Origin of the sequence: Oenococcus sp. (genome assembly GCF_047725585.1) — a bacterium.
GTDB lineage: Bacteria > Bacillota > Bacilli > Lactobacillales > Lactobacillaceae > Oenococcus > Oenococcus kitaharae_A.
This window is the reverse complement of record NZ_JBDNNF010000006.1, coordinates 52,957-75,186: the sequence shown is the minus strand read 5'-3', so window position 1 is coordinate 75,186 and position 22,230 is coordinate 52,957. Positions and strand designations below refer to the sequence as shown.

The window sequence follows — 22,230 nt, the reverse complement described above, 5'->3', positions numbered from 1 at the left end:
AGACAAATTTTAGCAAAAAATGATAAATGTGACAAATAGTTACAGCTTTGCCTGCAGCTTGACGTTGGGATATTTATCAGCGAACCAATTCAATGAAAATTGATTTTCAAACAAAATAACCGGGTCACCCTTCCGATCGCGCATTAATAACGATCGGCTGCTGTTCATTTTTTCGTCTAAATCTTCAGGATCAATCCAGCGCGCAATTTTTTTGCCAATCGGTTCAAAAATGACCTGTGAATTGTATTCATTGGCCATCCTAAACTGAAAAACTTCAAACTGCAATTGACCAACGGCACCTAAAATATATTCTTGTCCCCGCCAAGATTGAAAAAGCTGAACCGTGCCTTCCTGCACTAATTGATTAATCCCTTTGTGGTAAGTCTTTTGTTTCATGACATCTTTAGCCAGAACACGATTAAAGAGGTCTGGTGTAAAAGTCGGCAGCGGTTGAAATTCGACTCTTTTTTTACCAGAAAAAATGGAATCACCAATCTGAAAATTACCGGTATCATACAAGCCAATAATGTCCCCCGGAACGGCGTTTTGAATGTTTTCCCGCTCATCAGCCAGGAATTCGGTCACATTACTCAATTTCAGTTTTTTTCCGTTCCTGGCTAATGTTACTTCCATGCCCTTGACAAAATTTCCCGACACAATTCGGACAAAAGCAATTCGGTCTCGGTGATTCGGATTCATATTGGCCTGGATTTTAAAAACAAAAGCCGTAAATTGCGGATCATCAGGTTGAACTTCCTGTCCATCGATCGTTGGTTTTTCTGACGGCGCTGGCGCATATTTCAGGTATTCATTTAAAAATTGTTCCACACCAAAATTGGCTAAAGCAGAACCAAAAAAGACAGGAGTCTGCCGGCCGTGCATGACTTTATCCTCATCCAACTTGTTTCCAGCCTCTTTTAATAACTGAATCTCAGTCTGAGCTTCATCATATACCGATTGATCAAGCTCTTTTGTATGATTGTATTTAATTAATTTGTCCGCTTGCAAATCATAAATGCCCTGCAGCAATTGACCAGATCCAACCGGCCAATTCATCGGGCAGGCTTCAATTCCTAGGGTCTTTTCAAGCTCATCAACCAAATCAAAGGCTTGGCGGCCGTCACGGTCTAATTTGTTAAAGAAAGTGAAAACCGGGATTTTTCTTTTTGCTACAATTTCAAATAATCGTCTCGTCTGAGGTTCAATACCCTTGGCAGAGTCGATGACCATGACAGCTGAGTCCACAGCCATCAATGTTCGATAGGTGTCTTCTGAAAAATCCTCATGTCCAGGTGTATCCAAAATATTAATTCGCTTGCCGGCATAATCAAACTGCAGTACTGAAGAAGTGACAGAAATGCCACGCTGCTGCTCGATAGCCATCCAATCTGAAGAAGCCATCTTGTTTGACCCGCGGCCCTTGACTGTTCCGGCTTGTCTGATCACGCCGCCATGAAGCAGCAGCTGCTCAGTCAATGTCGTCTTCCCGGCATCCGGGTGGGAAATAATCGCGAATGTCACGCGATTTTTGTATTCATTCGTTGTTTTAACCATTTATTTGTTCCGTTTTCTATGAGTTCTCTTAATTAACTTTAACTATTCTTCTTTGATAACAGCAAAAAAATTCCGCTTTTGCGAGCGGAATTTCAAGATAAACTAATTTCACTAGTTTCTCTGATTGCCAAAAAGTCTGAGCAGGAACAAGAACAAATTAATGAAATCAAGGTAAAGATTTAATGCACCGGCAATGGCCAACCCGTTTGTGGTCTCGTTTCCTTGGCCTTGAAGCTGGAAATACATCTGCTTCAAACGATTATTGTCATAAGCAGCATAGGCACTAAAAACAAGAATACCCAAGACTGAAATAATCAAACTAAAGCCGGGAACAAAGATGCTGATGATTAAGCCAACAAATAAAGCAATCAGTGCACCGAACATAATCGGTGCCCAAGAAGCTAGATTCTTTTTCGTGATAAAGCCATACAAAGACATGGCACCAAAATCAACAGCTGCAACTAGAAAAGCAGATACGATTGATGACAGGCTGGTGACAGCAAAAATAACACCGAAGAAGAGGCCCTCAATAACTGCATAAACTAATAAACCGGCTAGTGCTAAAGCAGGATTCTTCAAGGCATTGCGCCCAATCATGATCACAACCGCAAATTGTGCGATTGCCAGAATAATCCAAGTCAGCATGCCGCTATTTTGATAAAAATTAGCTATCTGTGAAGCCAGCGGATAGGCCAAAAGGTAGGCCAAACCGAAGGTAATCAGCAAGGCACCGCCCATATATGCATAAGTCCTTTGAAAGAAAGCAGCCAACCCGGCTTGTCTGGTCGAATCTGTCACATCTTTCAAAACTCGATTGTTAGAAAAATTTTGCATTCTAACCTCCTTTTGAAATTAATTATAACAGGATCTTAAAATTTTTGTCTGACTATTACTGACCTTTTTTATTTTTCTTGAATCTTTTGATAACCCTGAGTTAAAGCGTCCTCATACTTTTCAATATCACCAGCCCCCATAAACAACAGGACGGCGCCATGCTCAGCACTCAACTCATGAAAAGCATTCTCTTCAGTCAGAATGGTTGCGGCATTAGGCAATTTTTCTAAAATATCTTCACTTTTTGCTTGTCCTGCTTTTTCCCGAAGAGAACCAAAAATCGGTGTGATGTAGACTTTATCAGCGGCTCTAAGCACATCAATATATTCGGATTTAAACGCTTTGACGCGTGTATAAGTATGCGGCTGAAAGATTGCAACGAGCCGTTTGTCTGGAAATTTCTGACGTGCTGCGTCAATTGTTGCTTTGATCTCATTAGGATGATGCGCGTAATCATCCACAATCGTCAAATCAGCAACTTGGCTAATAGCAAAGCGGCGTTTGGCACCCGTATAAGAAGCGACTTTAGATTGGATTTCTTCGACGGTCAATCCTAAACTGTCAGCTGCCGCAATTGCAGCCAAGGTATCCAAGATACCATGCTGCCCCTCAATCCTTGTAAAGAAACGACCAAGTTCATTGCCTTGATTAAAGACGGTAAAATAGCTTCCTTCGGGTTTTTCTAAGATATCGCCAGCATAGATATCATCATTTTTTTCTAGGCCGTAATAAAGCATTTTGGCTCTTTTGGGCTGAAGGCGGTGAATTTCAGGATCTTCGCCATAAGCAAAAATAGTCTGACTGACACGATCAGAAAACTCCGAAAAAGCTTTTTCAACATCATCTAAGTTCTCGTAATAATCCGGGTGATCCCAATCGATATTCGTGATGATCGCAACATTCGGCGTATAGGGCTGAAAGTGACGTTCATACTCATCGGCTTCGACGACAAAATATTTAGAGTCAGCAATACCTTTGCCAACACCATCCCCAATCAAATAACTGACACCTTCCGGCCGGCCGGAAAGAATGTGTGCTAAAAGGCTGGTCGTGCTTGTCTTGCCGTGAGCACCAGCAACAGCAATCGAAAAGTGACGGGAAATGACTTCTTCAACAGCCTCTGGATAGGTTAGCAAACGCGCCCCAAGTGCTTTAGCAGCTAAAACCTGTGGATGGTTATCGGGAAAAGCATTGCCTTTAACGACGGTATAATCAGCCTGAATGAGAGCCGGGTCAAAAGCAGTAATCCGAATCCCAGCTTTGAGGAGTGGAAACTGCGTGAAAGTTTCTTTGTCGATATCCGAACCTAGTACTGTATTGCCCTGGTCATGCAGAATCAATGCCAGGCTGGCCATACCAGTTCCTTTAATTCCGATAAAATAATATGTTGTCATAATCGCTTAATCAAACTCCAATTCATTTGCTCTATTAAAATCCAAAGGATCGCCAACATTGCCAAAGTCATCCGGCAGAATAATCATACCTGGGTGATCGGGTGCGTTTTTCAGACCTAATTCTCTTGGCGCAGCCATCATAGCTTGAGAATCAACAGAACGCAACTGGCCTGGCCAGATAATTTTACCGGATGGCAGAATGGCACCCGGTAGGCAGACAACCGTCTTAACATCTGTGCGCAGATTCGGGCTGCCAGAGACGATTTGAATGCTTTTATCCTTGGAAATAGCCACTTGAGCAATCGCCAAATGATCGGAGTTTGAATGTTTTTCAATCGACTGAACCAATCCAATCACAAACTTCGGCTGCAAATCAGGAGATAGTTCTGCCTCAAATCCAGCATCAGTTAACTTTTGATTAAGTTTTTTAATTGTGTCGGAATCTAGCGTGACAGGCCCCGGCTTAGAAAATGACAGATCAGTAAAATGGTAAGCCAGTGTCTTCCCTTCTTTTGAAATTCGTATGATATTGTCTTTTGTTTCGACAACTGAATCGGGTTTTTCTGCTGCCAGAAAAACGATCAGAGTCCCCGAATTATAATCCGCAACGAGCATATTTATATCTTAAAACAAAAAAACCATATAATTATTGGCATGAGTAAAAATCACAACAACTTAATTGCGGCCGGAATTGGATTTGCCCTCGCTGGTGGACTTTCCTGGCTCCTAGCTAAGAAAATTAAAAATAACAATGCTGATCAGGTTCTAGATCAGGTTAAACAATCGCTATCGGCACAAGGAACAGTCTCTCATGCTTGGATAAACGGCCAGCGGACCGGCAGTGATGATTATGATGTCAAAGCTGTCTATATGGGCGGCGCCTGGATTACAAGCGATGCTGGCGAAACAAAAAAAATTGATTTTATCGCTAATGCTGATACAAGCGAGATTCTTTACGTCAAAAATGCAAATGATTAATTAAGACGGAAAGGATGCTTTGACCCAGTACTCCGGCTGATGCATTTCAGCAAATTTTTGTTCGTACTCACTCTCGATATTATGGGGATGTTTGGCTAATTCATGGTGCAGATCATAGCTGATGTCCTCGGCTGACCAATTCAGGCCGGCATCCTTGAAACTGCTTAGAGAATATTGAAACAAGCCGAAATTGTCTGTTTTAAATTCCAAAGTACCCTTGGACTGCAAAATTCGCGCATATGAGGACAGAAAATTTGCTGCAGTCAAGCGCCTTTTTTCGTGTTTGGCCTTTGGCCAGGGATCGCTATGATTCAGGAAAATACCTGCGATTTCGCCATCGGCGAAATAATGACTGACATCGGCACCATCACCGTAAATTAATTTGAGATTTGTGATATCTGGATCTTTTTCCAGGGCATTTTTGCTAGCTATTGCCACAGCGGTCGGTTGGAGTTCCAAACCAATAAAATTGATTTCCGGATATGCCAGAGCGTTTTCCAAAATAAACTGCCCTTTTCCCGATCCAATTTCCAGATAAATTGGATGATCATTTTTAAAGCGTGCCTGCCACCGCCCTCTTAACTGCCCAGCCTGATCATTTTTGATGACCAATTCTGGATGGCTGCTGATAAAGGGCTTGGCCCATTTTTTACTTCTTAGTCGCATATTTAAATCCTACCAGACGCGGCAGATAACCCTTGATAATCAACCATGCAAATAAGATAAAAGCAAAGATGGCATACGCAGATGCAGTTGTTCGATGTGTCAGCAGCAAGGACAGGGATAAACAAAGAACCACCGGTGAATAGATTTTGACTGCAAGAAGCTGAAAATCGGCCAATTTAGCCTCAAGATCTGTTTGATAACTTAGGACCATCAAATGGTGATCAAAATGATGAAAAACACTTTTCAGCTGGTAAGCTAGCGCAAATAAGATAAACAGGCCGGCACAGGCAGCTGAAAAAAGCGAAGGCAGAAATAGGGTCAGCATAATTCCCAAAAAACTGACAAAAAACACAGGCCCAATTAATTGGCGGCTGCGGAAAAAATACCTGGTAAATAAAATCCAGTAAAAACTCCGATTAAATTTCTGTAAACGTTTAATCAGCCAATCCCACAGGCGGCTGGGCCGGTTATCGTGTTTAATTTCTTTGACATCGGTGAAAAAGTTCAAGAAAAGGTTCAGCTGATTAACACGTCGTTTTTCTAAATCAATGGCGTAAATCCAGGCAATTCTACTGTCAGGGCAAATTTTTCGATAACTAAGAAGCAGTAGAAAAATTTTGATAACTAGCCAAAATGCAACATATAAACAGGTTATCCAAACATTTAAAATGGCTAAAAGTGCTGGCAGCATTGCTAAACTAATCATCAGCTGAATCACAACTGAAACACAAATCGACCGAATCAGAGCTGCTTTAAGATATTGCTTGATCTCACGAAGGTCAGAAATGAGAAAAATCCGATCTGCCTCCTGAAAAAAAGTAGCCAATCGTCCCAGAAATAAACTAACCAGACTGATTGTTAGCAACACCGGCATTGTAAAAAAACTATGGCCGATGGCCGAAAGATGATGCAGGTACTCGTAACCGCCAAAAACCAAGGCAATAAATAAAAACGCAATAAACTGATCGTTAAAAGCCCGGCTTAAATAACGCATGTTTCGCTGAAAAGACCTTTGCCGGCGGGATGCGAACACCCGAGTCATTTTTCAGCCTCTTTAGCCAACTGATAGTAAACGCCATCAATTGTCTGCTGTTTGGGAAAGGCCTGAAAAATATCCTTCAAATGACCGCGTACACGAATTTTGCCTTGATCCAATAACAAGAATTGGTCCACAAATTCTTCAGCGCCAGCAATAACGTGCGTACTCATGAGAATTGTGCTACCGGCAGCTTTTTTTTCTTTCAATAAATCAATCAGGTCAGCAACAGCCAGTGGATCCAATCCAATGAAAGGTTCGTCAATGATCAGAAGCGGCGTATCAGCCAATAATGCCATCACGATCATAACTTTTTGACGCATTCCCTTTGAAAAATCAATTGGGAACCAGTCCCCTTTATTCTCCAAGCGAAAAATTTTAAACAGACGCTGAGCATCACTTTCAGCCTTTTCCTCATCAAGATGGTATGCCGCAATCGTTGTCTGGACGTGCTCATTGAGTGTCAGATCTTCATAAACGACGGGCAATTCCGGAATGTAGGACAAAGCAGATTGATAACGAACAGGTTCTTTTTGACTATCAATATTATCAAAAATAATTTGACCCGTCTTTGGCTGCATAATACCGATCAGATGATTAATCGTCGTCGTTTTGCCAGACCCATTCAAACCAATCAAGGCTGTCAGAGTGCCGGATGCCACCGTAAAAGAAATATCTTCAATTGTATTTGCTTGACCATAACCACCGGTCAAATGGGAAACTTCTAATGTCATAGTTATTCGATTAAATTCTAACAGACCGATATAATATAGGCATGACAGATGTATTTGATAAAATCATTGCTGGCGAAATTCCCAGCTATAAAGTATATGAAGATGAGGATGTTTTAGCTTTTTTGGATCTAGCGCAATCCACACCGGGACATACTTTAGTCGTGCCTAAGAAGCATGTTGATAACATTTTTGATTACGATGACGAATTGGCAGCAAAAGTTCTCAGCAAGCTGCCGAAGATTGCCCGTGCCATCAAAGCCGCCAATCCAAAAATTATCGGTATGAATATTCTCTCTAATAACGGTGCCATCGCTGGTCAATCGGTCCCTCATTCCCATTGGCACTTAATTCCGCGTTTTGAAGGGGATGGTCTGAACCGGCCAAAAGAGGTTGATCATTCCAGTGATTACAACGACAAAAAATATCAGGAAATTGCAGATGCAATCCGCGCCCAATTCAAATGACCGAACATAAGAAAAACAATCATTCCTTAAATGACTTGCTGGACGACTTTTTTGTTCGTTTAAAAACAGAACTCGATGTCATAAAAAAAGCTGTTTCTGCCGTCAAAACGTTGATCAAGATCATGCCCGAGCAGAAACAGAATATTCAGGATATGTCCAACGAACTAGAGCAGGCACAAGATAAGATGGCACAGCTCCAGTCTCAGTTGGCTAAAGACCAACAAAGCCTGCAGGAAGAACTATCAACTGTCAAATATCCTTTTCACAAAAAATGATTTGAGTTACATGCTAAGTTCCGTTAGAATTAAAGGGTTATAAATTAACGGGGGAATTATGCGTAAATTTGTTTGGACAGCGGTCGTGCTTTTATTTTTGGCCGGCGTTGCCTATCTTACTTTAAATACTTCAAAAGTCCTGGTCACCTCTCGAGGCGGTGCAGTGACAGAAGCCCAATATATGTCATCTGTGACTGCGACGTCGACTGGCCAGCAGATATTCGTTGGCATGGTCATCAATAATTCGCTGGAGCATCTCTACGGAAATTCCGTCTCCAGCACAGAAGTCAACCGGGCCTATCAAGAACAGAGAGCCCAATATGGAAGTTCCTGGTCCGCTTTCCTGTCACAACAAGGAACTACAGCCAGCCAATTCAGAGGACAAATTCGTACTCAACTGCTGCTGGTTGAAGCTGCCAAAAATTACCATAAAATCAGCGCTTCACAGCTCCAGAAAGCTTATAAGAATTACACGCCAAGAATGAACGTCTCTATCATCACAGTAGCCAATAGCAAAGATGCCGATACGGTCCTGAAAAACTTAAAAGCAGGTCGCAGCTTTGCTTCACAGGCCAAAAGCCATTCGACTAACACCGCTACCGCATCCAAGGGTGGCAGAATGCCAAGCTTTGATTCAACTTCGACGGCACTTGCTCCTGCAATTGTCAGCGCTTCTGCAAAACTGAAAGTAGGCACCTACACGACTAGTGCCGTCCAGACTGGCTCCGAATACGCGATTATCCGTTTGAACTCAAAAGCAAAGAAACAGTCTTTAAACAGCTATCGCACTATTCTGACTAATTCGCTGATTAATAGTTGGGTCAACAACAGCAATAACACTCAAAAGGTGCAGCGAGTCATCAGCCGCGTCTTAAACAAAAACAATGTGCAATTTAAGGGAAAGCAATATCCAGCCCTGCAAAACGCCATTCAGCAATATCTAGTTAATACTTCTAGCAGTAGCAGTTCATCCAGTAGCTTACCAGCACCAAGCGGTTCGTCTTCGAAAAACAGCTCATCAACCTCTTCCAGCTCATCTTCTGAAAGTTCTAGTACTTCATCTAGTAAAAAATAATAAGTTGATGAAACTAAATTAAAAGCCCGATCTCATAATGAGATCGGGCTTTTAATTTATGTAAGCTTGGCTTACTTAACTAAAGCTAATAAGTCGGCTTTCTTTGCTGATGCTGGATATTTAATATTACTTGCATCGAGAAAAGCTTTAATGTCAGCTACTGTTGACTTTGCCGTAGGCTTAACAAGTGTGGCTACTTCTGCTTCTTCAACTTTTTTGCCAGGCTCAAGAACGACAGGTTTTGCGCCACCGTTTTCAATTCTTTCAACTTTGATATCGACAGCTAAAGTAGCAGCTTTACGTACTGGTGCTGTTACCTGCTTTTTAGCTGCGTCAGCTAGTTTCGAGAAAGTAGCAAAATCAGTAACAGCCAATTCAGCAAGCATCTTACGGTTCAAATCAATACCAGCCAGCTTCAAGCCATGCATTAACTGAGAATATGAGATACCGTTCATCCGGCTGGCTGCATTAATACGTGCAATCCAAATCTTACGATAATCACGTTTAACGTTCTTGCGATCACGATAAGAATATAGATAAGACTTCCAAACCTGTTGTTTGGCAACTTTAAAATTAATATGACGCTGACCACGATAGCCTTTGGCCAACTTGATCATTTTTTTACGACGAATACGCGTAACATTTGTTCCTTTAACTCGCATAGTTTCTCTCCTTGACCAAAAATTATAGGGTACTTAAAACTTTTGCATAACGCTTAACGTTAATTCTGTTCATCATAGCAGTGCCGCGCAACTGGCGACGCTGTTTCTTAGTCTTACCGTGAAAACGGTGAGAAGTAAAAGCTTGTCCACTTTTAAAACCACCTGACGCAGTTTTCTTAAAACGCTTTGCTGAAGCGCGACTAGTCTTCATCTTTGGCATCTTGATTCTCCTTTATCTTGCTTTTCTTTTCGGATTGTACTTTCTTAATAACCTCGGGCTTCGGTGAAAGCAGAAGCGACATCTGTCTGCCTAATAGCTGGGGCATCTGGTCAATATTAGCCAAGTCTTTGAGCTGGTCCGCCATCTTAAGCAGTACCTTGCGGCCAACATCTTGGTGTGTCATCATTCGTCCACGAAAACGTAAATTCAATTTGACTTTATTACCAGCACTCAAAAACTTCGTTGCTGCCTTCTGCCGAGTCTCGAAATCGCCTTCCCCGATAACCGGGCTGAGACGAACTTCTTTGGTTTGAACAATAACTTGCTTCTTTTTGTTCTCACGAAGCTTCTTCTGCTGTTCAAACTTCACCTTGCCCCAGTCCATAATTCTAGCTACAGGCGGCTGTGCCTTAGCTTGAACAATAACCAGATCAAGACTCCTTTGACTAGCGATTTTTTGAGCATCGCGAGTACTCATAACCTTTTGTGATCCGCCATCAATCAACATCACTTCATGGAAGTGAATGTTTTCATTGACAAGATCTATTTGGCGCTTAGGCCGTTGCTGTGGTCGTGCTATAAGAAAAATCCTCCATTTTTAGTTAGAAAAAGCGAGTCATGCAAACATGCAGAACCCGCCTCAAAAGAATGATTTGCCAACATGGTGTTCCACATGAGGCGAGAGGCGGGTACCTCTACTTAATTCAACCCTACTATAATACCACATTTACCTTTTTGGTGCATGATCATCCGCTGCATGTTCACTGCGGACAATTTCATCAATGGTTTTTTCAACTTGATCAAAAATTTTGCGCTGACTATCCGACATGCGGGATAGACGATCGGCACCCTGATATTGATTGATCATTTCATCAATCCAATAATCTCCTTCAAAAATACCCGCGGAAATTTTGGGATACAACAAACTCGTCTGCATTCTAAGATTGGAAGTCAGCATGTCGTTAGCAATTGGATCATCCGCACCTAGTTCCTCATCCAAACGTTTCTTGAGTTTCGTGTATTCGGGCAATGCCAATAGCGGCTTGATTTTGCTGGGATTTACCTGATAAATTTTATGATCAATCCAATAAAAGTCCACCTTTTCGTCAATCTGCAGCTTTTGTGCTGTCTCTATCAGACTAGATCGGATTAAAGGATTGATGTAAGGATCCAACAACAAAAACTTGCTGCCGCTCCACCACTCATGCAAAGGTAATTTGAACGAACTTTCAAAACGTTGACGCTGTTTGGCAAAATCGCCATCCGACAAGTGGTAAAAAGACTGTACCAGTTCTTTTTGCGTCACCGCCATTTGAGTACGAATAATTCTTTCTTCGTTTTCGATCTGCTCTATGGCTGCCGCAGCCCAAATCGGGTCAGCAAAGCCGGCCATTTCCCGAGCATAAATAAAGTTTTGATTCTTTAAAAGAACGTTAATAGCCAGCTTGAATAAACGCTCTGTGTTCAAATAATCATCCAAAAAATCCTGCAGATAAACATTAGCCAAGCTAAACTGCTGGTCTTCATATAAAGTACCAACCAAAATACGGTTCAAGTCGATTTCCTGCTTTTGGTTGTAGGCCATCTCAAAAAAAGAGGCAGCTTGATGGAAATTTTGGTGGTCAAATTCTAGCTGCCCCTGCTGAACCAATTGATCAAAACTCAGTTTTTGAGGGTTTTCAGACATTATTTTCTTCTAATTGTTTCCTTTCGGCTAATTGTGCGTTAATTTTCTCCATCGTCTCCTTCTTAGGACGAATGGAACGTGGTGTCGACTTGACACGTTGACGCGGCTTGCGGTTCTTGCTGCCAGCGGGTTTCTTGGTATCTTCGGCTGCTTCTTTTTTGGCACTAGCGTTATCGCCCTTCTTTTTATTGTTAGGACGACGGTTCTGATTAACTTCCATCACAACAGGCATCACAACTGGACGGCGCTTGGTCTTTTCATAGAAGAACTTAGATAGGGCTTCTTTAACGCCTGATTTTAGATCGTTCCAGTCAAAGTCTTCACTGTTGGCCAAATACAACTCGATCTGGTCCACCATTGCTTTAGCGGAATCATGAATCAAATCACGATTAGTCTTAACAAAGATAAAGCCGCGAGTCGTAATTCTTGGCGCTGCAACCACCTTTTTCTTCTTACGGTCAATTGTTGCGGCTGCAATGACTACACCGTCTTCAGACAACATCTTGCGATCACGAAGGACAATATTTCCGACATCAGTGTTGCCAGAGCCATCAATCATCGTGTCGTCGACTTCAAAGGAATCCTCAAGCTTGAACTGCTTGGTCTCTGGATTTAGTTTATACTGATCCCCTTTCATTGAAAGGAAGATATTTTCTTTTTTGATACCGACTTCCTGGGCCAGAAAATCAGCAACTGAGAAGACACGATATTCACCGGAAACTGGGAAGAAATAAGTCGGCTTCATAAAGTTCAGCATAAACTGAAGATCGTTTTGACTAGCATGCCCAGACGAATGAACATGATCCTTAATTGAAATCACGTTGGCACCACGACGGAAAATCATATCGCGCGTCTTGGCCATAATTGATTCGCTGGCAACAGACGGTGTCGTCGCAATAAAGATCAAATCCTTATCATTAAAGGAAACATAGCGGTCATCGCCATTAGCCATCCGCCACAGATCACGAATAGGCTCGCCCATCTTGCCCGTCTCCAAGATAACTAATTTGTTCGGCTCAACCGACTTCAAATTCTTGATGTTTGTAAACAATTTATTGTAGCTGGTTGGCAGCTGAAGACGCTTGGAATCCAAAGCTGTCTTGACAACTTGTTCTAAGTCATTGCCAGAAATAGCGATTTTGCGGCCTGTCTGAAAAGAAGCATTGATCACTTCTTGAATCCGCTGAACATTAGAAGCAACTGTTGCAACAATAATCCGGCGATCGGCATTTTCACGAAATGTCTGGAAAACAAATTCGTCGATGGCAGACTCATTTGCAGACTCGCCTGGTAATTCAACACCATTGCTATCAGCTAAGAGTGCCAGCACGCCACGCTGGCCGATTTGTGTCAAACGGGCATAATCGGTTTTATAAGGAACTTGTGCCGTATTATCAAACTTAAAGTCGCCAGTGTAGACAACCTGGCCGTACTCAGTCTCCAAGACAATCCCGACAGACTCCGGAATTGAATGTGTCGTGCTGAAAAAGGACACTTTTGTCTTACCAAATTCAACAACTGAATCTGGCGTAATGACATTATAATCATTAAAATCGGACAAAGAAGGCCGTTTTGCTACCTGCTCTTTGGCCAAAGCTAAAGTAAATTCCGTACCAAAGACCGGTACACGCAATGCTTCCAATAGATATGGCAGCGCACCAATCGAATCAGCATGGCCATGTGTCAAAAAGACACCAACAACTTGATCAGCATGATCAATCAGATAATTAAAATCAGGGACGACAACATCAACCCCTAAAAGATCTGTTTCAGGATACTTTAATCCAGCATCCAAAATATAAATTTCGTCATTCACGGTCACGGCATACATATTCTTTCCGTTTTCACGGACACCGCCGAAGGGAATGATACTTAAACTAGTATTTACCATTAATAACCTCAATATTTAATTGCGAATCTGTTTTCCGGACGCGTTAGCCGTTAGTCCAAGAGAGTTTCGTTAAATTCATTTTACAGGACTTAACCAAGGATGTAAAATCTTTCATCTTTTGATACAATGTAGGAGCTGTCTTATACAGGACAGCGATCCCTTTGCTTAGTTGTTCGCGGACTTACCCTTACGAACAACCAGGTAATCGGAAATATTGAGGAGGTAGACATGGCTTTAACTCAAGAAGCAAAGAACCAGATCATTAAAGAATATGCCCGCAGCGAGGGTGATACCGGTTCTATAGAAGTTCAAGTGGCTGTTTTGACTGCTGACATTAACGAACTGAATAACCACATGAGCGCTAACAAGCACGATTTTTCTTCACAGCGTGGTCTCATGAAGAAAATCGGACATCGTCGTAATTTGCTGCGTTACTTGCGCACAAATGATGTCGCTCGTTATCGTGAACTTATTTCGAAGCTCGGACTTCGTCGTTAATATTTTTAGGAGGAAAAAATGCCAATTATTGAATCTTCAATTCAGCGCGAACGCTTGACCAAAGTAGAACGTGCCGTCCGTATCCCACAAATCAGTGCTTACCGGACTGCCGTCAAAAACTTTGAAAAAGCCGTTGCTGCTGGTGCTGACAATCTGGAAAGTTTGTACAGCAAGACCAGTGCAGCAATCGACAAAGCTGAAAGCAAAAGCTTGATCAAAAAGAACAAAGCAGCTCGTGATAAGGCTCGCTTGTACAAATTGCTCAAGTCTGCTAGCAGCAAGTAAAGCTGTTCAAGCATAAATAAAAACCCGATCTTATACAGGCCGGGTTTTTATTTTATCTTGATTCAGAACGGCGCTCTTTGCGTGAAATACGCGCTGCTGTGCGCTGACTGACTTTTTTATCTTTTAATTGTTTAAATTTAATTGCGCCTTTAATTTGGTGACGATAACCAGGCTTAACGTGCGCCTTTTTCTTCTTAACCAAGCCAATCATCTCAGGATCCAACTTTTTGGGGGTTAGACGACGTACGTGACGACGATTACGATCTTTGGCATCGACGAGTTCGTGATTTTTCAGCTGCTTGGCTTGAAAATGAATTCCCAATTTTTCAAGTTCAACCACTTTGCTCTCTTCGTCTGGCCCATACAAGGTAATTGCAGTTCCAGACATACCATTACGACCGGTACGCCCAACACGATGAATGAAAAATTCCAAATCGGTTGGAATATCATCATTAATAACTTCTGAGACGCCTTGAATATCTAAGCCGCGAGCTGCTAAATCAGTCGCAACAACATATTGAAATTCCTGATTTTTGACTCGCCGCATAACACGACGACGTTCACGCGGTTCAATATTGCCACGGATTTCAGCTACTTTTAATCCTTGTGCTTCTAAAAACTTGGCCAATTCGCGAACACGCTCCTTGGTATTAGCAAACACAATTGTCAGATATGTCTCGCCGCGTGTCAGCAAGTCATAAATAACCTCATTTTTGTCCTTTGATTTAGTAGCCAGCAGTAAGTTCTCGACTGTATCGCTAACAACCGTTGAAACCGGAATCTCTTCGATTATCGGTTCTTTCATGTACTTTCTTAAGAAAGGCGTGAGCTTATCAGGGATTGTCGCTGAAAAGACCAGCATTTGCAAATCCGCTGGCATCGCACTGGCGATTGTATTGACGTCCCCCAAAAAGCCCATATCCAAAGCCATATCAGCTTCATCAACAACGAAAAAACGATTATGATTCACTAAAAGCAAATTCTGGCTCAAAAAATCTTTTAAACGGCCCGGTGTGCCAATGACAACCTGCGGCTGCTTTTTTTCCAATTGATTCGTCTGTTTGACACGGTCGGTCCCACCAACGTAGTCTACAATTCGTAAAGCATCGAACCGCGGATCAAGTTTTACCAAAGCTTTTTGAAAAGCACGAAATGCCTCATATAATTGTTCAGCCAGTTCACGCGAAGGCGATGTAATCACAGCTTGTACTTCATCCAGCGCTGGATCCAAAGCATTAAAAATCGGTAGCAAAAAAGCATGTGTCTTACCCGACCCTGTCTGTGATTGTCCAACGACATCACGGCCAGCTAAAATAGAAGGAATTAAACGCTGCTGTACCTTAGTTGGTTTTATAAAAGAAATACCGTCAATTGCCGCGACGATTTCTTTTTTTAAATTGAATTGTCCAAATTGATTTGTCATTAACTTTATTTACTGCGAAAAAATCCGCATTTCTGATCGCTATTTAAAATTACTAAATGATGTAAAAGCGTTTAGTCTTTTCAGACCAGCACTCATAAGTCTAACAGTTTCAGAATAAATTATCAGTGATCATAAAAAAATCAAGCCAAAATTTTGAAATCAGCGGCAGCCTTTTTAAGCTCGGAAACAATCTGATCAATTTCTTTTAAATCTTTCGCTTTTGCGCCACTTGCCATGTCGTGACCGCCGCCATTATGCAATTTAGCAATCTCATTGACATTCGGCCCTTTTGAGCGTAGACGAACACGGTAAGTGCCATCATCGTTTTCGATAAAATTGGCCCAAACAAGCACCTCTTTAATCGAGCCAAACATACCAACAATAAAATTACTGCCTTCGCTGCCTAAATGCCCGGCTTCGATCTCGGCTCGCGACAAAGTGATCCAGCCGACTTGGTCTTCAACCTTCATATCGTTGTAGACTTTACCGGAGAAGCGTGCCTGTACCAAACTGATTGAAGACATCTGCCGATTAATCGCTGAATAATCATTATGAAAGTGATACAACTTGCTGACGGCAATAAAAGTCTCTGGTGTCGAAGCATACATAAAGCGCCCAGTATCACCCGTAATGCCAATGTAGAGAAAACGTGCCGCCTCTTCTGTCAGTGAGAGTGGTGCATTGCCATCCAGCAAATAAACCACCATTTCTGAACTTGAAGAACGTTCCGGCTCGACCCACATTAAATCGCCAAAAGGCTCGTCATTAGGATGATGATCAATCTTGATCAGGTAATCAGCTTTTTTGTAACGATCATCATCAATGCGATCGCGATTAGCCGTGTCAATTACAATCACGAGGGCGTTTTCGTAAACTGAATCGGCAATTTTGTCCATTTGTCCGACCCAGCTCAGACCTGTGATCTCTTTACCGACAGCATAAATATTTTTTTCAGGAAAAGCCGCTTGGAGTCCGGCTTTTAAACCTAATTGAGAACCAACAGCATCAGGATCGGGTCGCTGATGGCGGTGAATAATAATGGTTTGATATTTTTCTACTTGTTTTAATACTTGCTCTTGAAAGTCCATGTCTCTAGTCTATCTGAATTAGAAGACAAATTCCTCATCAAATGCAGGCAATAGACCGCTTCCTGCTGGCAAATTGTCGATAAACTTCTGCGGATCGGCCTGGATAGCCGGAAAAGTATTGTAATGTGTCGGAATGACGTGTTTGGCCTGCAAAAATTCAGCTGCCACGACGGCATCATCAGCGTCCATTGTAAAATGACCACCAATGCAGATCATAGCCAGATCAACAGGCCGTTTTCTAGCGACTAATTTCAAATCGGAAAACAAGGCCGTATCGCCTGTGTTATAAATCAATTTATCTTCAATCGTCAGTGCCATGCCGCAGGCCGTCCCTAAAGGAACTAGCAAGCCTTTGACCAAGCGCGCATCGGTATGCCAAGCCGGATACATTTTCATTGTAAAATCCCGGCCGGTATACGTACCGCCAAAATTAACGCTCTCGGCATGGCAGTCCTTGGCTTCAGGTAGAGTGTTATTCATATAATCAGCGAAATCAGTCTGAGTGATGATCAAAGCGCCAGTCCGACGTGCAATATCAAAAGCATCACCAACATGGTCGCCATGCGTGTGAGTCAACAAAATATAATCTGGATTAAGACTATTTGGATCCACATGTGTGTGTTTATTGCCAGTCAGAAAAGGATCAATCAGAATCGTCGTCTGCCCGCTTTTGATTTGAAAAGCATTCTGTCCAAAATAAGTAATTTTCATGATTGTCTCCTCAAAAAAAGCTGACTAAACGTCAGCTAGTTACTTCTCTTTATCTGTATCTTTTTTGTCTGCTTCATCAGGCTTTTTAACATCAGCCGTGATTTTGGTATCGACCGATGATGCGGCAGGCCCAATTTTAGCAATCGCACGGAGATCAAAGGGTAGGAAAACGCCTTCAACATCCAGTGTGACAATTTTTTTATCATTATCAACCGAATCCACAATACCGTGAAGACCACCGATCGTGACAACTGACGCGCCCTTAACGAGACCATTGTGCATCTCTTCTTGGCGCTGAGCCATCTGCTTGCGGCGACGAGAAGTCCACCAGAACATGCCACCTATCAAGACGGCATAGATAAGAATCATTGGCAGCCAAGATGAGAATCCTGACCTTGCCGCCAAGACGATCAAATTTTCGAACATAAATTTCCTCCAGATAATAATTTTAGCAAAATTGCCTTAGAAAAGGCGTGCATTAGGTTTGTTATAACCGTATTCTTCTAACACTTGAGCCCGAAAATCCAAAAATTGGTCATTTTCGATTGCGGTCCGCATATCTGCCATTAATTTTAACAGATAACGCAGATTGTGCATTGAAGCCAAATTATAACCCAGTAATTCATTGGTATTAAAGAGATGGTGCAGATAGGCTTTTGTGAAATGTGTGGAAGCATAATCATCTAAATCCGGATCCAATTGACTAAAATCGTCTTTATATTTATGATTTGTGATCACAATCCGGCCAAAGCGTGTCATGAGGCTGCCCTTACGAGCAATTCGCGTTGGCAGCACACAATCAAACATATCAATACCGCGTGCTACCGAGTCAAATAACGAATCCGGTGCGGCCACACCCATCAGATATCGCGGCTTATCTTCTGGCAGCCAAGGCGTTGTAAAATCTAAAACACGGTTCATTTCTTTTTTTGATTCACCAACCGAAAGACCGCCAATCGCATAACCGGGCAGATCCAAAGATGCGAGATCCTTGGCGGAATTTTGCCTCAGTTCTTTAAAACCAGCGCCTTGAACAATCCCGAACAAGGCCTGTTCATCAGGGCGCTTATGTGCTTTTAAAGCCCTTAATGCCCAACGTGCAGACCGCTCGGTTGATTCCTTGATGTAATCATAGGTTTCAAAATATGGAACCGCTTCGTCCAACTGCATCATGATATCCGGGCCCAGATTGTTTTGAATCTTCATGGCAACTTCCGGTGAAAGAAACATTGTCGAACCATCGATATTGTTTTTAAAAGTGACGCCTTTTTCTGTAATCGATCGTGTGTCTGCCAAACTGAATACTTGAAAACCACCGGAATCGGTCAAAATAGCCTGATCCCAATCCATGAATTTGTGTAGGCCGCCAGCCTTTTTAATCAGTTCATCCCCAGGCCGGATCCAAAGATGATAAGTGTTTGCCAAAATAATCTGCGACCCGATTTCCTTTAATTCACGCGGCTGCATTGATTTAACCGTTGCCTGGGTGCCCACCGGCATAAACATCGGCGTCTGCCAATCACCATGAGGCGTATGGATAATGCCTCGACGGGCACCGCTATGTTTGTCGACATGCAATAATTCATAGCTTACGGGAGATTTAGTCATAGCTTTTATTGTATGACAAAGCCGCAGAATTCGTTAGAAAATTCATTGAAACAGTTTCGTCTCTTCGATAATCGACTGGGCACTCTGCTTTAATTTGGCCGTTTCTTCAGGATTTAAAGGCAGATAAACCTCACTGACGATCCCTTTTCGGCCAATGATCGCCGGCAAAGAGATGTAAATACCGAATTTTTGATTATAACGCGACACTACCACTTCACGATGGCTATCAGTCAGCACCGACTCAATCAAACTGGCAGCAGCGCTTGCAACAGCAATATTTGTATAGCCCTTGCCTTGAACAACTTGAAAAGCATCTTTTTTTGTTGCCAGCGCTAAATCCTTAACTTCGATACCGCGTTCTTGGGCAATTTCTAGAATAGGCCTATCCAAGATCCGAATTGATGACCAGGCCGGAAACTGAGAGTCGCCATGTTCGCCAACGACAAAGCCCGTGACTGAACGCGGGTCCAGATCAAAGCGCTGGCCGATTTCTCGCTTTAATCGCGATGTATCCAGATAAGTCCCGCTGCCAAATACCTGTTCTTTGGGCAGGCCAAGTTCTCTTTGATAGACGCCTGTAATCACATCGACGGGATTTGTAATAGTTAAGAAAACACCGTGAAAATGGGTTGCACGCAGTTGGGCAGCCATGGACTTGATTTGTTTCAGATTAAAAGCCAGCTCGGCGAAACGATCACTGCTTTGGGCAGTCAGATGAACATTTCCAAAAGTGCTGACAACGATATCGGCGTCACCAAGATCTGCGTAATCGCCAGCGATAATCTTTGTATGCGACGGAAGAAAAGATTGCGCATCCAAAAAATCCAGCAGCTCTGCCTGTAAATGCAGTTTGTTAATGTCCAATAGGACAAGCTCGTCGACAAGCCCTCGGTCAGTGATGATGTGAGCCAGCGTCGATCCAACGTGCCCCATTCCAATGATTGCAATTTTGCGCATGAGTTTAACCCCTTTTTCAATTATAGTGAAAATGGTGATTAATGTTACCGCTTACTTAAAAATGATCCAACTATAATTATTGTTGGAAACAGAATGATCATATCAGGAGGTTTTGGCATGAAAGTAATCGAAATTAATCAATTTGGTAATGTGGATGTTTTTTATGAAGGCAGTAAGGAACTGCCGCCGCTAAAAGCGCATCAATTATTAATCAAAAATTACGCCACGGCTATTGATCCATATGATGTTGCCTACCGGCAGGGTTTATATGGTGGTGAAGACAAACTGCCAACGGTTCTTGGTTCTAGTACGGCCGGTATCGTGTTGGCAATCGGGTCTGAAGTCACAAATTTTGCCGTTGGTGACCGTATCGCTGCCAGCCCCCATCTGCGTAGTTATGCAGAGCGGTTGACCGTTTTAGAAAAACAAGCAGCTATAATCCCAGACAATGTGACTTTTGTCCAAGCAGCAGCCGTCGCATTAGGCTATCAGACGGGGTATCAAGCAGTTACAGAGGAACTGGATTTCCAAAAGGGCCAAAGCATCCTTGTCCACGGCGGGAGCGGTTCGGTTGGCTTTGCCGCCATTCAAAAGGCCAAGGAGATCGGTGCCAGCCAAATTTACGCCACAGCCAGCAGCAAGGGCAAGACATTTTTGCAGCAATATGACCCGGCCATTCATGTTTTTGACTATCATATTGAAGACTTCACGCAAATGACTGACAAAGTTGATGCCATTGTGGATCCGATCGGCGGTCAAACACAAGAAAAATCCCTGCAGCTATTGAAAGCGCAGGGAAAATTAGTCACGACAAAGGATTTAACAGCAAAAGCTGGATCAGCGCCGTTTGATAGCCGAGCCTTCTACTTGAATTCAGGTCAAACCTTAGCAGATCTGCTGACCGATATTAGTGCCGGCAGCATCGTTGTCAAGATTAATCAAAGCGACAAATTTAATCTGGAAAACCTAAAAAAGTTTCACACAATTTTTCAAGAAGGACATCCTCTTGGCAAATTGGTCTTAGAATTTTAAATTATCTGCCGACAATTTTGTCAGCCTGATCCCATAAAGAATCCCAGACCTGGTCCGCATTATTTTTAAAGTCCTGCGTGAAACTGCTGCCTTTGGCAAAAATCTGCCCTTCCAAGTTGCCTTTCAAACCAAGGATGTCGAAAGTCTTTGGATTAATTAGTTGTATCGTGAAATAATCCCCGTCTAACAATTCATCAACAATCGCTTGCAGACCTTCCTTGATAGACTGATCGATGACCTCATCTTCGGTAATTTTAAATCCGCGCGCATTCATCAAAGTCACGCGGTCTCTGACAGCTTCTATAGTTGCCGGTACTTTATTTTCATCCATGAATTTATCTGGCCCCTTCTATCTTTTTGCGATTTTCAAGCTGTTCTTTAAGAAACTGATTGTCACTGGCAGGGCATCTTTAGCATAGGCTTGTGCATGCCGGTCTCCAGGGAGAATAATGCTTGTAATTGGTAAACCATTTTCAACAAAGGCCTGCTGCATCGTGTAAACCTCACTGACCGGTGCCAGTTCAGCCGCGGAATTAAACATCAGCATTGGGCCTGTCGTTGGGCTGACCAAATGCTGGAGACTGGCACTTTTAGCACGTGATAAGTCACCGTCAAATAGACGTTCCAAGATCCATTTATAGTAAGAAGCCATCTTGCTGCCCTTATCCGGGTCAGGATTATCCGCTGCTTTGCGCCCTTTGATTGCAGTGTGTGTGCTCAAAAAACCTTGAAAATCAAATTGCCCCGACCAAGAAACGATCGGGTACCCGTTTTCAATTGATAGAGAAAGTGCGATATGTGCGCCCGAGGATGAGCCGAATAAGGCAATTCGCTTGTGGTTAAATACATAATTGCTCTGTTTCAGCCATTTTAAAGCCAGACGTGCATCATCTAATTGAGCTGGATAAACATGTTGAGCGTCAGCTAAGCGATAGTTAATCGAAGCAATTGAAAAACCAGTTGCAAATAGTGCCTCATAAACTTGTGTATCTTTGTTTTTGTCACCTTGCCACCAGCCGCCGCCATGAATATAGAAGATTAATGGCGCTGCATCCTTTTGCAGGTATAAGTCCATTTTTTGTTTTTCATTATTTCCGTAACTAATATCAAAAAACTTTGCCATACGGACATTCTAGCAGACTAAAATAGAGCTTGAGG

Annotated in this window: 27 protein-coding genes and 1 pseudogene; 7 read left to right on the top strand and 21 right to left on the bottom strand. The window is 42.6% G+C overall.

The genetic code is table 11. The features are described 5' to 3' along the window. Nucleotides 1-39: 39 nt before the first annotated feature. The 4 genes from ABF487_RS07830 to ytpR all read right to left on the bottom strand — a co-directional run bounded on the left by ABF487_RS07830 (nucleotide 40) and on the right by ytpR (nucleotide 4,397). Nucleotides 40-1,554 (bottom strand): peptide chain release factor 3, encoded by a 1,515-nt coding sequence (locus ABF487_RS07830; protein ID WP_415634959.1) that lies wholly within the window; start codon nucleotides 1,552-1,554, stop codon nucleotides 40-42. Nucleotides 1,555-1,665: 111 nt separating this feature from the next. Then, nucleotides 1,666-2,388 carry a Bax inhibitor-1 family protein gene (locus ABF487_RS07825; protein ID WP_263779178.1) on the bottom strand — a complete coding sequence of 241 codons (723 nt, stop codon included), beginning with the start codon at nucleotides 2,386-2,388 and terminating at the stop codon, nucleotides 1,666-1,668. 68 nt (nucleotides 2,389-2,456) lie between these two features. After that, on the bottom strand, nucleotides 2,457-3,782 hold the full coding sequence (gene murC, locus ABF487_RS07820; RefSeq protein WP_415633839.1) for a UDP-N-acetylmuramate--L-alanine ligase: 1,326 nt from the start codon (nucleotides 3,780-3,782) through the stop codon (nucleotides 2,457-2,459). 6 nt (nucleotides 3,783-3,788) lie between these two features. Continuing rightward, nucleotides 3,789-4,397, bottom strand: coding sequence for a YtpR family tRNA-binding protein (gene ytpR / locus ABF487_RS07815; RefSeq protein ID WP_415634958.1), 609 nt, complete (start codon nucleotides 4,395-4,397; stop codon nucleotides 3,789-3,791). Nucleotides 4,398-4,436: 39 nt separating this feature from the next. Here ytpR and ABF487_RS07810 point away from each other — a divergent pair, with 39 nt between their 5' ends. After that, nucleotides 4,437-4,760, top strand: coding sequence for an LPXTG cell wall anchor domain-containing protein (locus ABF487_RS07810; RefSeq protein WP_415625388.1), 324 nt, complete (start codon nucleotides 4,437-4,439; stop codon nucleotides 4,758-4,760). On the opposite strand, the gene trmB is transcribed toward ABF487_RS07810, so the two are convergent. From trmB to ABF487_RS07795, 3 genes are read right to left on the bottom strand one after another with little or no spacing between them, the layout of a single operon-like run. Continuing rightward, nucleotides 4,761-5,426 (bottom strand): tRNA (guanosine(46)-N7)-methyltransferase TrmB, encoded by a 666-nt coding sequence (trmB, locus tag ABF487_RS07805; RefSeq protein ID WP_415634957.1) that lies wholly within the window; start codon nucleotides 5,424-5,426, stop codon nucleotides 4,761-4,763. Continuing rightward, entirely contained in the window at nucleotides 5,410-6,468 is a 1,059-nt protein-coding gene (locus tag ABF487_RS07800) for an ABC transporter permease (RefSeq protein WP_415634956.1), read from the bottom strand. Before ABF487_RS07800 ends, trmB begins: the two co-directional genes overlap by 17 nt. Next, the gene (locus ABF487_RS07795; RefSeq protein WP_415625385.1) at nucleotides 6,465-7,196 is read right to left on the bottom strand and encodes an ABC transporter ATP-binding protein; all 732 of its coding nucleotides are present in this window, start codon (nucleotides 7,194-7,196) and stop codon (nucleotides 6,465-6,467) included. Before ABF487_RS07795 ends, ABF487_RS07800 begins: the two co-directional genes overlap by 4 nt. Before the next feature lie 41 nt (nucleotides 7,197-7,237). On the opposite strand from ABF487_RS07795, the gene ABF487_RS07790 reads away from it, so the two are divergent. Genes ABF487_RS07790 through ABF487_RS07780 form a run of 3 tightly spaced genes read left to right on the top strand, consistent with a single transcriptional unit; the run spans nucleotide 7,238 to nucleotide 9,010 of the window. Next, complete coding sequence (locus tag ABF487_RS07790) at nucleotides 7,238-7,660, top strand: HIT family protein (protein WP_263779187.1); 423 nt, start codon at nucleotides 7,238-7,240, stop codon at nucleotides 7,658-7,660. Further along, nucleotides 7,657-7,935, top strand: coding sequence for a hypothetical protein (locus tag ABF487_RS07785; RefSeq protein ID WP_415633543.1), 279 nt, complete (start codon nucleotides 7,657-7,659; stop codon nucleotides 7,933-7,935). The genes ABF487_RS07790 and ABF487_RS07785 overlap by 4 nt, the downstream gene beginning before the upstream one ends. Nucleotides 7,936-7,993: 58 nt before the next feature. Continuing rightward, the gene (locus ABF487_RS07780; RefSeq protein ID WP_415633544.1) at nucleotides 7,994-9,010 is read left to right on the top strand and encodes a peptidyl-prolyl cis-trans isomerase; all 1,017 of its coding nucleotides are present in this window, start codon (nucleotides 7,994-7,996) and stop codon (nucleotides 9,008-9,010) included. A 71-nt stretch (nucleotides 9,011-9,081) separates the two neighbouring features. Here the strand turns inward: ABF487_RS07780 and ABF487_RS07775 are convergent, their stop codons facing one another. The 6 genes and pseudogenes from ABF487_RS07775 to ABF487_RS07750 all read right to left on the bottom strand — a co-directional run bounded on the left by ABF487_RS07775 (nucleotide 9,082) and on the right by ABF487_RS07750 (nucleotide 13,470). Next, a complete protein-coding gene (locus ABF487_RS07775; protein ID WP_341348852.1) occupies nucleotides 9,082-9,162 on the bottom strand; it encodes a HeH/LEM domain-containing protein in 81 nt (26 codons plus the stop codon). A 108-nt stretch (nucleotides 9,163-9,270) separates the two neighbouring features. Then, nucleotides 9,271-9,672: pseudogene (rplT, locus tag ABF487_RS07770) on the bottom strand (50S ribosomal protein L20); the annotation flags it as partial. A 22-nt stretch (nucleotides 9,673-9,694) separates the two neighbouring features. Further along, entirely contained in the window at nucleotides 9,695-9,892 is a 198-nt protein-coding gene (gene rpmI, locus ABF487_RS07765) for a 50S ribosomal protein L35 (protein ID WP_263779190.1), read from the bottom strand. Further along, nucleotides 9,873-10,400: a translation initiation factor IF-3 gene (gene infC, locus ABF487_RS07760; RefSeq protein ID WP_415625382.1), complete on the bottom strand. Its 528-nt coding sequence runs from the start codon at nucleotides 10,398-10,400 to the stop codon at nucleotides 9,873-9,875. Before infC ends, rpmI begins: the two co-directional genes overlap by 20 nt. Before the next feature lie 219 nt (nucleotides 10,401-10,619). Further along, nucleotides 10,620-11,579, bottom strand: coding sequence for a hypothetical protein (locus ABF487_RS07755; RefSeq protein WP_415634955.1), 960 nt, complete (start codon nucleotides 11,577-11,579; stop codon nucleotides 10,620-10,622). Further along, nucleotides 11,572-13,470 carry a ribonuclease J gene (locus ABF487_RS07750; RefSeq protein WP_415633546.1) on the bottom strand — a complete coding sequence of 633 codons (1,899 nt, stop codon included), beginning with the start codon at nucleotides 13,468-13,470 and terminating at the stop codon, nucleotides 11,572-11,574. The genes ABF487_RS07755 and ABF487_RS07750 overlap by 8 nt, the downstream gene beginning before the upstream one ends. A 228-nt stretch (nucleotides 13,471-13,698) precedes the next feature. On the opposite strand from ABF487_RS07750, the gene rpsO reads away from it, so the two are divergent. Both rpsO and rpsT read left to right on the top strand, forming a co-directional pair. Beyond that, the gene (rpsO, locus tag ABF487_RS07745) at nucleotides 13,699-13,968 is read left to right on the top strand and encodes a 30S ribosomal protein S15 (protein ID WP_007746067.1); all 270 of its coding nucleotides are present in this window, start codon (nucleotides 13,699-13,701) and stop codon (nucleotides 13,966-13,968) included. A gap of 18 nt (nucleotides 13,969-13,986) precedes the next feature. Beyond that, complete coding sequence (gene rpsT / locus ABF487_RS07740; protein WP_007746065.1) at nucleotides 13,987-14,253, top strand: 30S ribosomal protein S20; 267 nt, start codon at nucleotides 13,987-13,989, stop codon at nucleotides 14,251-14,253. A 52-nt stretch (nucleotides 14,254-14,305) separates the two neighbouring features. Here the strand turns inward: rpsT and ABF487_RS07735 are convergent, their stop codons facing one another. The 6 genes from ABF487_RS07735 to ABF487_RS07710 all read right to left on the bottom strand — a co-directional run bounded on the left by ABF487_RS07735 (nucleotide 14,306) and on the right by ABF487_RS07710 (nucleotide 20,040). Beyond that, the gene (locus ABF487_RS07735) at nucleotides 14,306-15,676 is read right to left on the bottom strand and encodes a DEAD/DEAH box helicase (RefSeq protein WP_415634954.1); all 1,371 of its coding nucleotides are present in this window, start codon (nucleotides 15,674-15,676) and stop codon (nucleotides 14,306-14,308) included. Between the two features lie 140 nt (nucleotides 15,677-15,816). Beyond that, nucleotides 15,817-16,764 carry a DHH family phosphoesterase gene (locus ABF487_RS07730; protein WP_007746061.1) on the bottom strand — a complete coding sequence of 316 codons (948 nt, stop codon included), beginning with the start codon at nucleotides 16,762-16,764 and terminating at the stop codon, nucleotides 15,817-15,819. 18 nt (nucleotides 16,765-16,782) lie between these two features. Further along, nucleotides 16,783-17,475 carry a metal-dependent hydrolase gene (locus ABF487_RS07725; RefSeq protein ID WP_415634953.1) on the bottom strand — a complete coding sequence of 231 codons (693 nt, stop codon included), beginning with the start codon at nucleotides 17,473-17,475 and terminating at the stop codon, nucleotides 16,783-16,785. Between the two features lie 39 nt (nucleotides 17,476-17,514). Continuing rightward, on the bottom strand, nucleotides 17,515-17,901 hold the full coding sequence (gene yajC, locus ABF487_RS07720; protein ID WP_415625376.1) for a preprotein translocase subunit YajC: 387 nt from the start codon (nucleotides 17,899-17,901) through the stop codon (nucleotides 17,515-17,517). 36 nt (nucleotides 17,902-17,937) lie between these two features. Next, complete coding sequence (tgt, locus tag ABF487_RS07715) at nucleotides 17,938-19,083, bottom strand: tRNA guanosine(34) transglycosylase Tgt (protein WP_263779201.1); 1,146 nt, start codon at nucleotides 19,081-19,083, stop codon at nucleotides 17,938-17,940. Between the two features lie 42 nt (nucleotides 19,084-19,125). Next, nucleotides 19,126-20,040, bottom strand: a complete 915-nt coding sequence (locus ABF487_RS07710) for a lactate/malate family dehydrogenase (RefSeq protein WP_415634952.1) — start codon at nucleotides 20,038-20,040, stop codon at nucleotides 19,126-19,128. A gap of 117 nt (nucleotides 20,041-20,157) precedes the next feature. Between ABF487_RS07710 and ABF487_RS07705 the strand changes: the two genes are divergently transcribed. Next, nucleotides 20,158-21,072 carry an NADP-dependent oxidoreductase gene (locus ABF487_RS07705; RefSeq protein ID WP_415634951.1) on the top strand — a complete coding sequence of 305 codons (915 nt, stop codon included), beginning with the start codon at nucleotides 20,158-20,160 and terminating at the stop codon, nucleotides 21,070-21,072. A 1-nt stretch (nucleotide 21,073) separates the two neighbouring features. On the opposite strand, the gene ABF487_RS07700 is transcribed toward ABF487_RS07705, so the two are convergent. Then, entirely contained in the window at nucleotides 21,074-21,403 is a 330-nt protein-coding gene (locus ABF487_RS07700) for a hypothetical protein (RefSeq protein ID WP_263779205.1), read from the bottom strand. An 18-nt stretch (nucleotides 21,404-21,421) separates the two neighbouring features. Then, nucleotides 21,422-22,195, bottom strand: coding sequence for an alpha/beta hydrolase (locus tag ABF487_RS07695; protein ID WP_415634950.1), 774 nt, complete (start codon nucleotides 22,193-22,195; stop codon nucleotides 21,422-21,424). Nucleotides 22,196-22,230: the final 35 nt, after the last annotated feature.

Excerpts from the sequence above, each read along its gene's own strand:
- ABF487_RS07755 (WP_415634955.1), bottom strand. The coding sequence starts at position 11,579 with ATGTCTGAAAACCCTCAAAAACTGAGTTTTGATCAATTGGTTCAGCAG.
- ABF487_RS07710 (WP_415634952.1), bottom strand. The coding sequence starts at position 20,040 with ATGCGCAAAATTGCAATCATTGGAATGGGGCACGTTGGATCGACGCTG.
- ABF487_RS07795 (WP_415625385.1), bottom strand. The coding sequence starts at position 7,196 with ATGACATTAGAAGTTTCCCATTTGACCGGTGGTTATGGTCAAGCAAAT.
- rpsO (WP_007746067.1), top strand. The coding sequence starts at position 13,699 with ATGGCTTTAACTCAAGAAGCAAAGAACCAGATCATTAAAGAATATGCC.
- ABF487_RS07750 (WP_415633546.1), bottom strand. The coding sequence starts at position 13,470 with ATGGTAAATACTAGTTTAAGTATCATTCCCTTCGGCGGTGTCCGTGAA.
- ABF487_RS07780 (WP_415633544.1), top strand. The coding sequence starts at position 7,994 with ATGCGTAAATTTGTTTGGACAGCGGTCGTGCTTTTATTTTTGGCCGGC.
- rpmI (WP_263779190.1), bottom strand. The coding sequence starts at position 9,892 with ATGCCAAAGATGAAGACTAGTCGCGCTTCAGCAAAGCGTTTTAAGAAA.
- yajC (WP_415625376.1), bottom strand. The coding sequence starts at position 17,901 with ATGTTCGAAAATTTGATCGTCTTGGCGGCAAGGTCAGGATTCTCATCT.
- ytpR (WP_415634958.1), bottom strand. The coding sequence starts at position 4,397 with ATGCTCGTTGCGGATTATAATTCGGGGACTCTGATCGTTTTTCTGGCA.
- rpsT (WP_007746065.1), top strand. The coding sequence starts at position 13,987 with ATGCCAATTATTGAATCTTCAATTCAGCGCGAACGCTTGACCAAAGTA.
- murC (WP_415633839.1), bottom strand. The coding sequence starts at position 3,782 with ATGACAACATATTATTTTATCGGAATTAAAGGAACTGGTATGGCCAGC.
- tgt (WP_263779201.1), bottom strand. The coding sequence starts at position 19,083 with ATGACTAAATCTCCCGTAAGCTATGAATTATTGCATGTCGACAAACAT.
- ABF487_RS07785 (WP_415633543.1), top strand. The coding sequence starts at position 7,657 with ATGACCGAACATAAGAAAAACAATCATTCCTTAAATGACTTGCTGGAC.
- infC (WP_415625382.1), bottom strand. The coding sequence starts at position 10,400 with ATGTTGATTGATGGCGGATCACAAAAGGTTATGAGTACTCGCGATGCT.
- ABF487_RS07735 (WP_415634954.1), bottom strand. The coding sequence starts at position 15,676 with ATGACAAATCAATTTGGACAATTCAATTTAAAAAAAGAAATCGTCGCG.
- trmB (WP_415634957.1), bottom strand. The coding sequence starts at position 5,426 with ATGCGACTAAGAAGTAAAAAATGGGCCAAGCCCTTTATCAGCAGCCAT.
- ABF487_RS07700 (WP_263779205.1), bottom strand. The coding sequence starts at position 21,403 with ATGGATGAAAATAAAGTACCGGCAACTATAGAAGCTGTCAGAGACCGC.
- ABF487_RS07800 (WP_415634956.1), bottom strand. The coding sequence starts at position 6,468 with ATGACTCGGGTGTTCGCATCCCGCCGGCAAAGGTCTTTTCAGCGAAAC.
- ABF487_RS07810 (WP_415625388.1), top strand. The coding sequence starts at position 4,437 with ATGAGTAAAAATCACAACAACTTAATTGCGGCCGGAATTGGATTTGCC.
- ABF487_RS07830 (WP_415634959.1), bottom strand. The coding sequence starts at position 1,554 with ATGGTTAAAACAACGAATGAATACAAAAATCGCGTGACATTCGCGATT.
- ABF487_RS07705 (WP_415634951.1), top strand. The coding sequence starts at position 20,158 with ATGAAAGTAATCGAAATTAATCAATTTGGTAATGTGGATGTTTTTTAT.
- ABF487_RS07790 (WP_263779187.1), top strand. The coding sequence starts at position 7,238 with ATGACAGATGTATTTGATAAAATCATTGCTGGCGAAATTCCCAGCTAT.
- ABF487_RS07695 (WP_415634950.1), bottom strand. The coding sequence starts at position 22,195 with ATGGCAAAGTTTTTTGATATTAGTTACGGAAATAATGAAAAACAAAAA.
- ABF487_RS07725 (WP_415634953.1), bottom strand. The coding sequence starts at position 17,475 with ATGAAAATTACTTATTTTGGACAGAATGCTTTTCAAATCAAAAGCGGG.
- ABF487_RS07825 (WP_263779178.1), bottom strand. The coding sequence starts at position 2,388 with ATGCAAAATTTTTCTAACAATCGAGTTTTGAAAGATGTGACAGATTCG.
- ABF487_RS07730 (WP_007746061.1), bottom strand. The coding sequence starts at position 16,764 with ATGGACTTTCAAGAGCAAGTATTAAAACAAGTAGAAAAATATCAAACC.